The sequence below is a fragment of the Serratia sp. BNK-17 genome, assembly GCF_048684935.1.
Classification (GTDB): Bacteria; Pseudomonadota; Gammaproteobacteria; order Enterobacterales; family Enterobacteriaceae; genus Serratia; species Serratia nematodiphila.
Window position 1 is genome coordinate 3,412,888 of the sequence record NZ_JBLQTR010000001.1, and the last position, 13,412, is coordinate 3,426,299.

The window sequence follows — 13,412 nt, forward strand, 5'->3', positions numbered from 1 at the left end:
ATAAATAATGAAAATAGTTATATAGGAAAGGCATAAATGACTGAGTCAGTGAAAGATCGCATCAACGTTTTCTGGTTTCTGCCGACCCACGGCGACGGTCGCTATCTGGGCACGGCGCAGGGCGGGCGCCCGGTGGACCTGCCTTATTTGCAGCAGGTGGCGCTGGCCGCCGACAACCTCGGCTATTACGGCGTGCTGATCCCAACCGGTAAAAGCTGCGAAGATTCCTGGCTGGTGGCGGCGGCGCTGGCGCCGATCACCCGCCGGTTGCGCTACCTGGTGGCGGTGCGCCCCGGCCTGCAGCCGCCGAGCCTGGCGGCGCGCATGGCCGCGACGCTGGATCGGCTGTCGGACGGGCGCCTGCTGATCAACGTGGTGACCGGCGGCGATCCGGTGGAAAACAAAGGGGATGGCATCTTCCTCAGCCATGCCGAACGCTATGAGGTGACACAGGAATTTCTCACGGTGTATCAACGGCTGTTGCAAGGGGAGAAGGTGGATTTCAGCGGTAAGCATATTCGCGTCGAAGGCGCCGAATTGCTGTTCCCGCCGGTGCAGGAAAACGGCCCGCCGCTCTATTTCGGCGGCTCATCGTCGGAAGCGATCGACATCGCCGCCGGGCAGATCGACACCTACCTGACCTGGGGCGAGCCGCTGGCTCAGGTGGCGGAAAAGCTGGCGGCGGTGCGCCAGCGCGCCGAGCGGCAGGGGCGTAAACTCAGCTATGGCATTCGCCTGCACGTTATTGTGCGCGAAACTGAAGACGAAGCCTGGGCGGCGGCCGAGCGACTGATCGCGCATCTGGATGACGACACCATCGCGGCGGCGCAGCAGATCTTTGCGCGCATGGACTCTACCGGCCAGCGCCGCATGAGCGAACTGCACGGCGGCTCGCGCGAGAGTCTGCGCATCGGCCCCAACCTGTGGGCCGGCGTCGGCCTGGTGCGCGGCGGCGCCGGCACCGCATTGGTGGGCAATCCGCAGCAGGTGGCGGCGTGCATACGCGAGTATCAGGCGCTGGGCATCGACAATTTCATCCTTTCCGGCTATCCGCATCTGGAAGAGGCTCACCGCTTCGCCGAGCTGGTGATGCCGCTGCTGCCGCTGGCGCAGTCGGCTCATCAGACGGCTCGCACGATCAATACCGGCCCGTTTGGCGAAACCATCGGCGGCGATCGTCGTCCCGGCGCGGCGCAGCGGGAGGGCTGATGGCGAAGCGTGCCCATATTATCGTTATCGGCGGCGGTTTCACCGGCGCGGCGCTGGCGATCCAGCTGGCGCGCGGAGCGGTGGATGTCACGGTGATCGAACCGCGCGCCGCGCCGGGCTATGGCGTGGCGTATTCGACCACCGAGCCGACTCACCGCATCAACGTCCCGGCCGAAAGGATGCAGCTGGCGGATGAACCGGCGGGGGATTTTGACCGCTGGTTCCGCAAGAGCGGCGGGCTGGCGGCCGATCCGCAGGCGTTGTGGCGCGACGGTAAAGCCTATCCGCAGCGCGGCGCCTTCGGCCGCTATGTCGAGGAACGTTTTCATCAGGCGGCGCAGTCGGGCCAGGCCCGCTTGCGGCACCTGCGCGATCGGGCGCAGCACCTGCAGCCGCAGGCGCAGGGCGCGTCCGTCATCACCGCCGGCGGCGAACGGCTGTGGGGCGACTATGTGGTGTTGGCGACCAGCCATCCGCCGCCCGCGCTGCCGCGGCAGATCGCCCCGGAACTGGCGCGCGACGCGCGTTTGATCGCCAATCCCTGGGCGGAGGGGGCGCTGGATGAGATTGAACCCGATGAATCGTTGGCGATCGTCGGCAGCGGGCTGACGATGGCCGATGCGGTAGCGGCGTTGCACCGCCGCAGGCATCGCGGGCCGATTACCGCGTTCTCTCGTCACGGCTTGCTGCCGCGTGCCAATGCCGAAGGGGAGTACCCGACGTGGTCGTTTACCCCGCCATCCGGACTGCGTGACGGGGTGCGGCAGGTGCGCCTTGAGGTGGCGCGCGCCGCTCGGCAACGGGTGCCGTGGCAGGCGGTGTTGGACGCGGTGCGCGCCCAGGGCCAGCGCCTGTGGCAAGCGTTGACGCCGACCGAACAGCAGCGCTTTCTGCGGCATCTGCGCGCCTATTGGGACGTGCACCGCTATCGCATTGCGCCGCAGGTGAGCACGCTGCTGACGGAGCAACAGGCGGCGGGCACGCTGCAGGTATTGGCCGCTCGTCTGCGGCGGGCGGAACCCATGCCGCAGGGCGTGCGCTTGACGATTCTGCCGCGCCAGGGCGCAGAGCGGGCGCTGCAGGCGCAGCGGTTGCTGATCGCTACGGGGCCGGCTCATGCCGGCCTGATCGCCGCCAGCCCGTTGCTCAGTTCGCTGGCGGAGCAGGGGGCGCTGCGCGCCGATCCGCTGGGATTGGGGCTGTGGGTCAATGCCGACAGCCAGGCGATCGGCGGCGACGGCCTTGCCAACCCGCGCCTGCTGGTGGCCGGCCCGGCGGCGCGCGGCCGCTTCGGCGAACTGATGGGGCTGCCGCAGGTGGCGGAACACGCCCAAAGCGTCGCGCAATACCTGCTGGCGCGATGTCCGGCTGCAAACTGATCGTCCATTCCCGTTTTTAACACCCTAAGACCCCCCATCCGGCCCGGCTCCGCCCGTGGCCGGCAGATAATTGTGGAGCTCGCTATGTCATCGCAACGTGAAATTCGTCTTAACGCTTTTGATATGAACTGCGTCGGCCATCAGTCGCCGGGGCTGTGGGCGCACCCGCGCGACCGTTCCTGGCAGTATAAGGATCTCGAATATTGGACCGATCTGGCGCGCCTGCTGGAACGCGGCAAGTTCGATGGATTGTTTATCGCCGACGTGCTGGGGATTTACGACGTGCTTAACGGCAGCGGCGACGCGGCGATCCGCCAGGCGACGCAGGTGCCGGTTAACGATCCGCTGGCGCTGGTGACGCCGATGGCGCTGGTTACCGAACATCTCGGCTTCGGGCTGACCGCCTCGCTGTCATTCGAGCACCCTTATCCTTTCGCCCGCAGATTGTCGACGCTTGATCACCTGACCAAGGGGCGCATCGGTTGGAATATCGTTACCTCTTACCTGGAGAGCGGCGCGCGCAATATTGGCCACCGGGCGCAGACCGATCACGATGCGCGCTACGACTACGCCGATGAATACCTGCAGGTGGTTTACAAGCTGCTGGAGGGCAGTTGGGAAGACGGCGCGATTTTGCGCGATCGTCAGCGGCGCATCTTCAGCGATCCGGCGAAAATTCATCCGATCAACCACAAGGGCGAGTTTTTCCAGGTACCGGGCATTCACCTGAGTGAGCCTTCGCCGCAGCGCACGCCGGTGCTGTATCAGGCCGGCGCTTCCAGCCGCGGCAAGCAGTTTGCCGCGGAACACGCCGAATGCGTGTTTGTCGCTTCTCCTTCGAAAACATTGCTGAAAAAAACCGTGGCCGATATCCGCCGTCGCGCCGCCGAGGCCGGGCGCGATCCGCGCAGCATCCTGATCTTCAACCTGCAGACGGTGATCGTCGGTGAAACTGACCGACAGGCGCAGGAAAAATGGCGGGAATACAAATCTTATACCAGCTACGAAGGCGCGCTGGCGCTGGTGTCCGGCTGGACCGGCATCGATTTCGGCCAGTATCAGCCGGATCAGGTGCTGAAGCATTTGCACACCAATGCCATTCAGTCGGCGGTGGAAACTTTCTCCAGCGCCGATCCCAGCCGTGAATGGACAGTACAGGGCATCGCCGAATGGGTCGGCATCGGCGGTTTCGGCCCGCTGTTGGTGGGCGGCCCGCAAACCGTGGCCGACGAACTGCAGGCGTGGGTGGAGGAAACGGATGTTGACGGTTTCAATCTGGCCTACGCCGTTACCCATGAAACCTTCACCGACGTGGTGGAACTGCTGATCCCCGAGCTGCAAAAACGCGGAGCGTACAAGCGCGACTACACGGCGGGCACTCTGCGAGAAAAATTGTTCAACCAGGGGCCGCGCCTGGCGGAGCCGCACCCGGCGGTGGGCTACCGCTGGCCGGCCGGTGCGTCCTTGGCCGATGCACTGAGCGTCAAGTGAGGATGCGATGATAGAGATTGAGGAGTTGCACAAGGCTTACCGCGCGCCGGACGGGCGCCGGATTGAGGTGCTGAAGGGCGTTTCGCTGCGGGTGCCGGCCGGATCGATTACCGCCGTGGTCGGCCCCAGCGGGGCGGGCAAATCGACGCTGGCGAAATGCATCAGCCTGCTGGAGCGGCCGAGCAGCGGCAGTATCCGGGTGAACGGCCAGGACTTGTCGCGGCTTGCGGGCGAGGCGCTGCGCAGGGAGCGGCGGGCGATAGGCACGGTGTTCCAGTCTTCCGCGCTGCTGCAGCGCAAAACCGCCTGGCAGAATGTGGCGCTGCCGTTGACCTATCTGGGCGTGGTGCCGCGCGATATCGACAAGCGGGTAAAGAGCCTGCTGGCGGCGGTGGGGCTGGCGGACAAGGCGGCGTTTTACCCGGCGCAGCTGTCCGGCGGCCAGCGCCAAAGGGTCGGCATCGCCCGCGCGCTGGCGCTGAATCCGTCGGTGCTGCTGGCGGATGAGGCCACCTCCGGGCTGGATCCGGACGCCACCGGGGCCATTCTCAGCCTGCTTAAACAGCTGCGCGATCGGTATGGCCTGTCGATCATCCTGATCACCCACGAGATGGATGCGGTGCGCGACGCCGCCGACGCGGTGGCCGAGATCCGCGACGGCGTGATTGTGCAGCAAGGGCCGGTGCGCGAGCTGTTGGCAGCACCCGATTCCTCGCTGGGCCGCCGGCTGTTCCCGCTGAAGACGCTGGCGTCCGACGCCGCGTTGCGGCTGCAGGTAACCTACTGCGCCCGTCAGCCGGCGGCCACCGACTGGATCAGCCGCATCAGCCGCCAACTCGACCTGCAGATCGATCTGTTGGGCGGCCACGTTGAAGTGGTGGGCGGCAGCCTGGCCGGGCGGTTGGAGATTGCGGTGCGTTTTGGCGGCGGTTCGCGTTCGGTGGCTGAACTGCAGGACGAGCTGCGGCGGTTGGGCATTCTCGCCGAGGTGCTGGAACAGCCGGCGGCGTTGAAGGAGGCGGTATGAAAAATCTGTCAGACAGCGTGATGAGCCAGGACACACCCTGGCGCGAGATCCATCGGTTGATGCTGCCGGCCTACGGCGAAACCTGGCTGATGGTCGGCATCGTGATGCTGTTTGTGGTGGCGATTGGCGGCGCCGTCGGCGTGGTGCTGTTCAACACCTCATCGCGCGGCTTGTTTCCGCGCCCGGCGCTGAATCGCGCGCTGAGCTGGTTGGTGAACATGGGCCGTTCGCTGCCGTTTCTGGTGCTGATGGCGGCGATTATTCCGTTCACCTTCTGGTTGACCGGCACCACCATCGGCATTCCGGCGGCGGTGATCCCGATGATCGTCGCCGGCATTCCATTCTTCGGCCGGCTGGTGGAGAACGCGCTGCGCGAACTGCCGCCGGAGGTGACGGCGGTGGGGCTGGTGTCCGGCGGTTCGATCTGGCAGATAGTCACCCGCGCGCAGCTCAGCGAGGCGCTGCCGGCGATTGTCGCCGCCATCACGCTGAACGTCATCTCGATGATCGAGTATTCGGCCATCGCCGGCACCATTGGCGCGGGCGGCATCGGCTATCTGGCGGTGGTGTACGGCTACCAGCGTTTCGACAATCACATCATGATCGCCACCATTGTGGTGCTGATCGCCACGATCCAACTGATTCAGTTTATTGGTGACCGCCTGGTCGCCGCGTTGCGTCATCATCAGGAAACCCTTTAATCATGCCTAATCACGATTTTGAGATAGTGAAGAAGAAACGCTGGCCGTGGCCGGTGGGTATCGCGGCGGTGGCGATTATCGCCGCCGCGGTTTGGCACTTCAGCGCTCGCCAGCAGCAGACGGTGCAGTTCGGCAGCACGCTGAAAGTGCACTTTGAGCCGGCGATGGCCGGAGAGCAGCGGGTGATCGAGTACGTCGGCGAGCATATCGCGCCGGATTACGGCCTCAGGCTGGAGGCGGTTGGCCTGCAGGATCCGGTGCAGGCCGATCGTGCGGTGGCGCAGGGGCAGTACGCCGCCACGATCTACCAGCACCAGTGGTGGCTAAAGCAGGTGGTGGAGGCCAACGGTTTTAAGCTGACCCCGACTCTGCCGGTGTTTCAGTGGGCGTTCGGCATCTATTCCGACCGCTATACGTCGATCGCCGAGTTGCCGGACGGCGCGGAGATCGTGGTGCCCAACGACGGCGCCAATCAGGGGCAGGCGTTGTGGCTGCTGCAGCGCATTGGACTGATCGGGCTGGATCCGGCGATCGAGGCGCGCACCGCCAGGCTGAAAGACATTCGCGAGAACAAACGCCATTTTAACTTCAAGGAGCTGGATTTGCTGACCATGCCGCGCGCGCTGAATTCGGTAGATGCGGCCATTGGCTATGTGTCGCAGTTCGACGCCGGCAAAGTGCCGCGTGAGAAGGGCATCTTGTTCCCACCGGCGCCGAAGACCTTCGCCTCGCAGCTGGTGATTGGCACGCCCTATCTGCAGGACGAAAATATTCGCAAGCTGCAGCGGGCGTTTGCCGATCCCAGGTTGCAGGCGTGGCTGAAAAACACCGACGACCCGCTGGTGAAAGGCGTGCTGGTGCCGGTATCGGCAGAATAATCCCCGCCCGAAATGGCCGTGATAAAGACCGGATTAACGCGTGTTAATCCGGCGTTTCTGTTACGCTGTAACTATATTTAATTTATTGATATTAATGATATTTATAGAAATATTTGTTGTTTGTCGGCGTAATTTTTTCACCCTATAAACGAGGTGTCACCTGCCAATTACAACGAGGAAGCTATGAGTACCTTAAATATCGATACCGCGCCGCCGTTATCTGCGCCCATCGGCTCGGCCAGCGATGTGGCGCGTTTGATTAACCAACGCAGCGAGAAAAATACCCATGCGCGCATGATCGTGCTGTTGGCGCTGGGCGGTGTTTTTCTCGATGCCTATGACCTGACCACATTGTCTTACGGCATCGATGACGTGGTGCGTGAATTCAGCCTCAGCCCGCTGCTGACCGGGGTGGTAACTTCTTCGATCATGGTCGGGACCATTCTCGGCAACCTGGTCGGCGGCTGGTTGACCGACAAGTACGGCCGCTATCAGGTGTTTATGGCCGATATGCTGTTTTTTGTGGTTTCCGCCATCGCCGCCGGGCTGGCGCCCAACGTCTGGATGCTGATCGGCGCGCGCTTTTTGATGGGTATCGGCGTCGGCATCGATTTGCCGGTGGCGATGGCCTATCTGGCCGAATTCTCCAAATTCTCCGGCAAGGCCAACAAGGCGTCGCGCCTGGCGGCCTGGTGCCCGATGTGGTACGCCGCTTCGTCGATGTGTTTTCTGATCATCTTTGCGCTCTATTTTCTGTTGCCGGCCGAACATGCGAACTGGCTGTGGCGCGCCTCGTTGATTTTCGGCGCGGTGCCGGCGCTGCTGATCATCATGGTGCGCAGCAAGTTTATGAACGAGTCGCCGCTGTGGGCCGCTAACCAGGGCGATTTGAAAGAGGCGGCGCGCATCCTGCGCGAGTCATACGGCATCGCCGCCCATGAGGCGGAACCTGACGCCGCCCAACCGGCGGCGGCGAAGGTCAGCTTCCGCGTGCTGTTCCGCAAGCCGTACCGCGAACGCACTCTGGTCTCCTGCGTGATGAACGTTTGCATTTCCTTTGAATACACCGCCATCGCCTTCTTTCTGCCGTCGATTCTGGCGCAGTTTCTCGGCGCCGGGGTGTTTGAAACCCTCTCCGCCTCGCTCGGGCTGAACGTGCTGTTCGCCTTTACCGGTGGCCTGCTCGGCATGCGTCTGGCATGGAAGTATCCGTCGCGCCACGTGGCGATCGCCGGATTTGCGCTGCAGTTTATCGCGCTGATTGCCCTGGCGTTGATCGGGCATCCGCAGGCGGCGTTCGGCGTTGGGCTGGCGATCCTGATGTTGGGCCTATGGCTGTTCGCCGAAGGCTTCGGCCCCGGCGCGCAGATGATGATTTACCCGGCGCTCTCTTACCCGACGGCGATCCGCGCCACCGGGGTCGGTTTCGGCCGTTCGCTGTCCGGTATCGGCAGCGCGCTGGCGCTGTTTATTCTGCCGATTTTGCAGGCGCGCTTCGGCACCGACATGTTTTGGATTGTTTCACTGGCGGCGGCGATCCCCATCGTCTTCCTGCTGATCATTCGCTTCGAACCGACGGCGCGCGATATCGACGATCTGGCCGATCGCGCTTAACCACAGAGGACACTGACATGACGCAACACCTGTTATCCACCGGAGCAGACTACGCACAGCTGGCCGCGCGTTTTCGGCCGATCTTCGCCGAAATCGCCGCTGGGGCGGTGGAGCGCGAGCTGTCGCGCACGCTGCCGCATGAACCGATCCGTTGGCTGAAAGAGGCGGGGTTCGGCAGGGTGCGCATCCCGCGTGAAAAGGGCGGCGACGGCGCTTCGTTGCCGCAGCTGTTCGAACTGCTGGCCGAACTGGCGGAGGCGGACTCTAACCTGCCGCAGGCGCTGCGGGCGCATTTCGCCTTCGTGGAAGATCGGCTGAACGCGCCGGACGGCCCGGAGCGCGATCGCTGGTTCGAACGCTTTCTCGACGGCGAGCTGGTCGGCAGCGGTTGGACCGAGATCGGCGGCGTGAAGCTGGGGCAGGTCAATACCCGGGTAACGCCGCAGGCCGACGGCTGGTCGCTCAACGGCGAGAAATTTTACAGCACCGGCAGTCTGTTTGCCGATTGGATCGACGTGTATGCCGAGCGCAGCGACAGCGGCGGCCCGGTGATCGCTTTGGTTAACGTCGCCCAGCCGGGCGTAGAGCGCGACGACGACTGGGACGGATTTGGCCAACGCACTACCGGCAGCGGCACCACGCGTTTTATTGATGCGCAGGTCGAGCAGGCGCACGTCTATGACTTTGCCGAGCGCTTCCGCTACCAAACTGCGTTCTATCAGCATGTGTTGCTGGCGACGCTGGCGGGGATCGGCCGCGCGGTGCTGCGAGACGTCGGCGAGGGCGTGAGGCAACGTAAAAGGATCTATAGCCACGGCAACGCCGGTTGGGTGAAGGACGACGTGCAGATCCAGCAGGTGGTGGGGCAAATCAGCGCCTGGGCCTATGCGGTCGAGGCGACGGTGCTAAAAGCGACTTCCTCGCTGCAGCAGGCTTACGAGGCGCATCGATCCGGCGATGAAGCGCTGCTGCAGGCGCTTAACGTGACGGCGGAGCTGGACGCCGCCAGGGCGCAGGTCATCGCCGGGGAGTGGGTGCAGCGCGCCGCCGGTGAATTGTTCAATGCGCTCGGCGCTTCAGATACCCGTACCGGCAAGGCGTTGGATCGCCACTGGCGCAATGCGCGCACGCTCTCTTCACATAATCCGGTGATCTACAAGGCGCGCAATATCGGTGACTGGGAAATTAACCGCCATACGCCGACCTTTATCTGGCAAATCGGCAGTGGCGGTTGAGGCCGTGGCTATTCCGTCCAAACCTGCGTGCTGCGCGGGCTGTCCATCTGATAATCCGAGTAGGGGCGGGTGAAGAACTCGCGCCCCAACTCGCGGGCGGCCCGCAGCGGGTTGCGCGGATCGCGGGCGATCTCGCCGCGCTGGTTGCCGGCGCCGTGCACCAGTCCGACGAAGGCGGAATGGGTGTAGCGGCTGAACTCCTGGATCTGATGCACGATGCCCAGCGCCGCGCCGGGATAAGTTTCTTCCGACGCCACCGCCAACCCGATGCGTTTGCCGCTCATGCGTTGGTGCACCTGTTCCGCCTGAGGGTAGGCGTTGGAATAGAAGCTGAACGAGCGATCGAAAAAGGCCTTGGTTTGCGCCGACATGCCGTACCAGTAAATCGGCGTGCAAAATACCGCGCCGTCGGCCGGCAGGAAGTGCTCCAGGAACAGCTCGGCGTAGCGATCGGCCGGCGGCGGCGCGTGGCGCTCATCGCTGAGAAAACCGCTCAGGTAATCGTCGAGAAAATGCAGGCTGGCGACGGTGCCGGCTTCGGCGGCGCCCGCCATGATCGCCTGCGCCAGCGTGGCGCTGTTGCCGTCGCGGCGCGGGCTGCCGACCAGCACCACCAGGCGCTTGGATTGATGAGCTGTATTCATGTCATGCTCCTTGGTGTGAAGTGAACTCAGCCTTAATCTAGAAGCGAACGTCTGCAGGCGACAAATGACGGTTTTTCTGCCAGGATGAACTCAACTCATCCCAAGAGGCTTCGCCATGTTCGCTACGCTGCCCGTCAACGCGTTACGCACCTTTGAATCCGCCGCTCGCCTGCGCAGCTTCAAGCTGGCGGCGGCCGAGCTGGCGGTGACGCCGACGGCGATTTCGCACCAGATCAAGGCGCTGGAACAGCAGCTGGGTTTTGCGCTGTTCGAGCGGGTGCCGCGCGGCGTGCGGCTGACGGCGAAGGGCGAAACGCTGTTTGCCGGCGTGCACGGCGCGCTGCTGGACGTCGCCGCCATGCTTGAGGGCCTGCGGCCGCAGCCCAGCAGCGGCTCGCTGTGCGTCTCGGTGACGCACTCGTTCGCGGCGCTGTGGCTGGTGCCGCGACTGGGGCGTTTCTACCAGGCGCATCCGCACTATCTGGTGCGCCTGGAGGCCTGCGCCGAGGTGATCGACCTGCAGCAGGACGCCAGCGTGGATGTGGCGGTGCGCTACAGCCGCGCGCACTATCCCGCGCTGCATCAGGCGGCGCGGCTGGAGGAAAGCTTTGGCGTCTACGCCGCGCCGGGGCTGGCCGCCGCTCCGCCGGAAAATCCGGTGCTGATCACCGTCAAGTGGGGGGATTCGGCGCTGTACGACAGCGGCTGGCATGACTGGTGCCGGGCCGCCGGCGTGGACTGGTGGCAGCGCCATGCGGCGATGCGCAGCTATCACGAGGAGCATTACGCCCTGCAGGCGGCGGTGGCCGGGCAGGGATGGGTGCTCGCCAGCTCGGTGATGGTGTCCGAGATGGTGGACAACGGTCTGCTGGTGGCGTACCGGCCGGAGGTGCGCGTACCGGGCGCCGCATACAGCGTGCTGTGCGCCCCGGGGCGCGAGCGGCATCCGCCGGTCAGGGCGTTTCTGGCCTGGCTGCGGCAGGAATTGCCGCAGGACAATGGCACGAAATAAAAGTTTTACCGTCCTAAGCTGTGGGAATATCAGCGAACTTTTGTTTTTACTTCACTGCGAGAACCTATCATGAGCCAGCCAAGAATCTCCGATTACCCGATTGACGCGCAATTTATCGAGCGCTGGTCGCCGCGCGCGATGACCAACGACGCCATCGACGATCAAACGCTGCTGAGCTTCTTTGAAGCGGCGCGCTGGTCGCCTTCGGCCTACAACATTCAGCCGTGGCGCTTTGCCTACAGCAAGCACGGCTCCGACAGCTGGGAGAACTACCTGGAGTTCCTGATCGACTTCAACCGCGGCTGGGCGCAACACGCCTCGGCGCTGGTGGTGATCGTCTCCAAAACCACCAGCCTGAACGGCGAGCGCCTGGTGGACAACCCGACCCACGCATTCGACACCGGCGCGGCCTGGGCCAACCTGGCGCATCAGGCGCATCTGAAAGGCTGGCTGACCCACTGCATGAGCGGCATTCACCACGATAAGATCAAAGCGGCGTTGCAGCTGCCGGACGACTATGCGGTGCACGCCATGGTGGCGATCGGCAAGCCGGGCGACAAAGCCCGCCTGCCGGATTTCCTGCAGGAGAAAGAAGCGCCGTCGGGCCGTCTGCCGCTCGGCAAGACCGTCAGCGAAGGGCTGAATTTCACGCTGTGATTGCCCGCTTTCTCGCAGGCCCGCTTCGCGGGCCTTTTTTATGCGGCGAGTAAAACTTAGGGAGTATGTTCTCGTTCGCTCATTCGCTGTATATTTTGTTATATAGCGATTGTGCGGTGAGGAGGAACCCGTGGGAGATCATTTTGGCAAAGGGTTGTTGGCGGGGTTAAAGGTGGAGAACCTGAAGCCGGAGGCGGAGCTGTCGCGCTTTTGCTCCGACTACAAGCGCGGTTTCGTGCTCGGTTATGCGCACCATTTGGCGCAGCGCTGCGGCGACGAGAACCGGGCGGCGTTCGAGGCCGGGCAACTCAGCCGCGCCTATGGCCTCGGCCGCGAGCCGATGAGCGAGTTCTTCTCCGGCGGCGACAGCCGGTTGGCGGAGAAGTTTTTCCACGCCGGCTATAACCAGCCGACGCAGGGGTAGCGCCGGTGAACCGTCAGGCGGCGCTCAGCACCGCCACCATATACACGCATGCCTCATCGCTTTGGTTTTCAAAGCGGCAGTCCGCCGGTGGGCCTAGCTCCAGGCAGTCTCCTTCGGCCATTTCATGGCGCGCGTCGCCCTCAAGAAAGACCAGTTCGCCGGATAAAACCCAGATCAGCTGACGCTTGAAGGCATACACCGAAGCCGGCATCGGGATCGCTGCGCCGGCCGGCAGTTCGATGCGCACCAGATCGAGCGGCAGATCGGTGCGCGGCGACACGTGGCGCCGCACGTAGCCGCTCTCCGGATCGACCCAGACCGGTTGATCTTCCCGGCGCAGCAGCCGGCCTTCCTGCGTTTCCGCGCGGGCGATCAGCTTGGACATGCTGAGGCCGAACGCCCCCGCCAGTCTGCCCAACAGCATCGCCGTCGGGCTGCTCTCGCCGCGTTCGATCTTATGCACCATCGCCCGCGATACGCCCGCCCGTTCGGCCAAATCGGACAGCGACCAGTGGCGCGCCTCGCGTTCAATGCGAATGCGCGCGCCGATCAGCTGATTTAGATTGTCTAATTTAATATTCATATCGTAGTATTATAGTGGACAATTGGCCGGGGTAAACCATGATTATACGAAATGCGACGCTCAACGATAGCGCGGCGATTGCCGCTATCTATAACGACGCGGTGTTGAACAGCACCGCCATCTGGAATGAACAAACCGTGGATGCGGCCAACCGCGCGGCGTGGATCGGCGAGCGGCAGGCGGCGGGCTACCCGGTGCTGGTGGCGGTGAACGCCGCGGACGAGGCGATCGGCTACGCGTCGTTCGGCGACTGGCGCGCCTGGGATGGTTATCGCCATACCGTGGAACATTCGGTGTATGTCCATCAGGCGCATCGTGGCGCAGGGATTGGCAAGGCGTTGCTGCTGGCGCTGATCGCACGGGCGCGGGAAATCGGCAAGCACGTGATGGTGGCCGGCATCGAATCCGGCAATCAGGCCTCGATTAAGCTGCATCTGGCGCTGGGGTTTCGCGACGTGGGGCGCATGGAACAAGTGGGCGCCAAATTCGGCCAATGGCTGGATCTGACCTTCCTGCAGCAGAGGCTCGACGAGCGGGCGACGCCGCCCGCGCGCTGAT

14 protein-coding genes are annotated in these 13,412 nt (G+C 63.7%); 12 read left to right on the forward strand and 2 right to left on the reverse strand.

The features are described from left to right. Nucleotides 1-36: 36 nt before the first annotated feature. From ssuD to ACMGF7_RS16220, 8 genes are all read left to right on the forward strand, one after another. The gene (gene ssuD / locus ACMGF7_RS16185; RefSeq protein WP_049242383.1) at nt 37-1,209 is read left to right on the forward strand and encodes an FMNH2-dependent alkanesulfonate monooxygenase; all 1,173 of its coding nucleotides are present in this window, start codon (nt 37-39) and stop codon (nt 1,207-1,209) included. After that, nucleotides 1,209-2,588: an FAD/NAD(P)-binding protein gene (locus tag ACMGF7_RS16190; protein ID WP_197799974.1), complete on the forward strand. Its 1,380-nt coding sequence runs from the start codon at nt 1,209-1,211 to the stop codon at nt 2,586-2,588. The genes ssuD and ACMGF7_RS16190 overlap by 1 nt, the downstream gene beginning before the upstream one ends. Nucleotides 2,589-2,672: 84 nt before the next feature. Beyond that, the gene (locus tag ACMGF7_RS16195; RefSeq protein ID WP_004940847.1) at nt 2,673-4,079 is read left to right on the forward strand and encodes an LLM class flavin-dependent oxidoreductase; all 1,407 of its coding nucleotides are present in this window, start codon (nt 2,673-2,675) and stop codon (nt 4,077-4,079) included. Nucleotides 4,080-4,086: 7 nt separating this feature from the next. Beyond that, complete coding sequence (locus tag ACMGF7_RS16200) at nt 4,087-5,106, forward strand: methionine ABC transporter ATP-binding protein (protein ID WP_021505840.1); 1,020 nt, start codon at nt 4,087-4,089, stop codon at nt 5,104-5,106. Beyond that, nucleotides 5,103-5,807 carry a methionine ABC transporter permease gene (locus ACMGF7_RS16205; RefSeq protein ID WP_004940850.1) on the forward strand — a complete coding sequence of 235 codons (705 nt, stop codon included), beginning with the start codon at nt 5,103-5,105 and terminating at the stop codon, nt 5,805-5,807. The genes ACMGF7_RS16200 and ACMGF7_RS16205 overlap by 4 nt, the downstream gene beginning before the upstream one ends. Nucleotides 5,808-5,809: 2 nt before the next feature. Then, entirely contained in the window at nt 5,810-6,685 is an 876-nt protein-coding gene (locus tag ACMGF7_RS16210) for a MetQ/NlpA family ABC transporter substrate-binding protein (protein ID WP_015378417.1), read from the forward strand. Nucleotides 6,686-6,868: 183 nt separating this feature from the next. Beyond that, nucleotides 6,869-8,299, forward strand: a complete 1,431-nt coding sequence (locus ACMGF7_RS16215) for an MFS transporter (protein WP_197799972.1) — start codon at nt 6,869-6,871, stop codon at nt 8,297-8,299. A 17-nt stretch (nt 8,300-8,316) separates the two neighbouring features. After that, nucleotides 8,317-9,534, forward strand: a complete 1,218-nt coding sequence (locus ACMGF7_RS16220; RefSeq protein WP_015378415.1) for an acyl-CoA dehydrogenase family protein — start codon at nt 8,317-8,319, stop codon at nt 9,532-9,534. A gap of 8 nt (nt 9,535-9,542) precedes the next feature. On the opposite strand, the gene ACMGF7_RS16225 is transcribed toward ACMGF7_RS16220, so the two are convergent. Next, nucleotides 9,543-10,178 carry a flavodoxin family protein gene (locus tag ACMGF7_RS16225; RefSeq protein WP_075685225.1) on the reverse strand — a complete coding sequence of 212 codons (636 nt, stop codon included), beginning with the start codon at nt 10,176-10,178 and terminating at the stop codon, nt 9,543-9,545. A gap of 115 nt (nt 10,179-10,293) precedes the next feature. Between ACMGF7_RS16225 and ACMGF7_RS16230 the strand changes: the two genes are divergently transcribed. The 3 genes from ACMGF7_RS16230 to ACMGF7_RS16240 all read left to right on the forward strand — a co-directional run bounded on the left by ACMGF7_RS16230 (nt 10,294) and on the right by ACMGF7_RS16240 (nt 12,271). After that, complete coding sequence (locus ACMGF7_RS16230) at nt 10,294-11,190, forward strand: LysR substrate-binding domain-containing protein (protein WP_049242378.1); 897 nt, start codon at nt 10,294-10,296, stop codon at nt 11,188-11,190. A 69-nt stretch (nt 11,191-11,259) separates the two neighbouring features. Then, nucleotides 11,260-11,847, forward strand: a complete 588-nt coding sequence (locus ACMGF7_RS16235) for a nitroreductase family protein (protein WP_015378412.1) — start codon at nt 11,260-11,262, stop codon at nt 11,845-11,847. A gap of 130 nt (nt 11,848-11,977) precedes the next feature. Then, nucleotides 11,978-12,271 carry a DUF2623 family protein gene (locus tag ACMGF7_RS16240; protein WP_049242376.1) on the forward strand — a complete coding sequence of 98 codons (294 nt, stop codon included), beginning with the start codon at nt 11,978-11,980 and terminating at the stop codon, nt 12,269-12,271. A 13-nt stretch (nt 12,272-12,284) separates the two neighbouring features. On the opposite strand, the gene ACMGF7_RS16245 is transcribed toward ACMGF7_RS16240, so the two are convergent. Further along, nucleotides 12,285-12,854, reverse strand: coding sequence for a helix-turn-helix domain-containing protein (locus ACMGF7_RS16245; protein WP_015378410.1), 570 nt, complete (start codon nt 12,852-12,854; stop codon nt 12,285-12,287). Nucleotides 12,855-12,892: 38 nt separating this feature from the next. Here ACMGF7_RS16245 and ACMGF7_RS16250 point away from each other — a divergent pair, with 38 nt between their 5' ends. After that, the gene (locus tag ACMGF7_RS16250; protein ID WP_420286521.1) at nt 12,893-13,411 is read left to right on the forward strand and encodes a GNAT family N-acetyltransferase; all 519 of its coding nucleotides are present in this window, start codon (nt 12,893-12,895) and stop codon (nt 13,409-13,411) included. Nucleotide 13,412: the final 1 nt, after the last annotated feature.

What these genes read in the sequence shown, in the direction of transcription:
- ACMGF7_RS16225 (WP_075685225.1), bottom strand. Translation starts at nt 10,178, where the DNA reads ATGAATACAGCTCATCAATCCAAGCGCCTGGTGGTGCTGGTCGGCAGC.
- ssuD (WP_049242383.1), top strand. Translation starts at nt 37, where the DNA reads ATGACTGAGTCAGTGAAAGATCGCATCAACGTTTTCTGGTTTCTGCCG.
- ACMGF7_RS16230 (WP_049242378.1), top strand. Translation starts at nt 10,294, where the DNA reads ATGTTCGCTACGCTGCCCGTCAACGCGTTACGCACCTTTGAATCCGCC.
- ACMGF7_RS16215 (WP_197799972.1), top strand. Translation starts at nt 6,869, where the DNA reads ATGAGTACCTTAAATATCGATACCGCGCCGCCGTTATCTGCGCCCATC.
- ACMGF7_RS16195 (WP_004940847.1), top strand. Translation starts at nt 2,673, where the DNA reads ATGTCATCGCAACGTGAAATTCGTCTTAACGCTTTTGATATGAACTGC.
- ACMGF7_RS16220 (WP_015378415.1), top strand. Translation starts at nt 8,317, where the DNA reads ATGACGCAACACCTGTTATCCACCGGAGCAGACTACGCACAGCTGGCC.
- ACMGF7_RS16235 (WP_015378412.1), top strand. Translation starts at nt 11,260, where the DNA reads ATGAGCCAGCCAAGAATCTCCGATTACCCGATTGACGCGCAATTTATC.
- ACMGF7_RS16205 (WP_004940850.1), top strand. Translation starts at nt 5,103, where the DNA reads ATGAAAAATCTGTCAGACAGCGTGATGAGCCAGGACACACCCTGGCGC.
- ACMGF7_RS16245 (WP_015378410.1), bottom strand. Translation starts at nt 12,854, where the DNA reads ATGAATATTAAATTAGACAATCTAAATCAGCTGATCGGCGCGCGCATT.
- ACMGF7_RS16250 (WP_420286521.1), top strand. Translation starts at nt 12,893, where the DNA reads ATGATTATACGAAATGCGACGCTCAACGATAGCGCGGCGATTGCCGCT.
- ACMGF7_RS16190 (WP_197799974.1), top strand. Translation starts at nt 1,209, where the DNA reads ATGGCGAAGCGTGCCCATATTATCGTTATCGGCGGCGGTTTCACCGGC.
- ACMGF7_RS16210 (WP_015378417.1), top strand. Translation starts at nt 5,810, where the DNA reads ATGCCTAATCACGATTTTGAGATAGTGAAGAAGAAACGCTGGCCGTGG.
- ACMGF7_RS16200 (WP_021505840.1), top strand. Translation starts at nt 4,087, where the DNA reads ATGATAGAGATTGAGGAGTTGCACAAGGCTTACCGCGCGCCGGACGGG.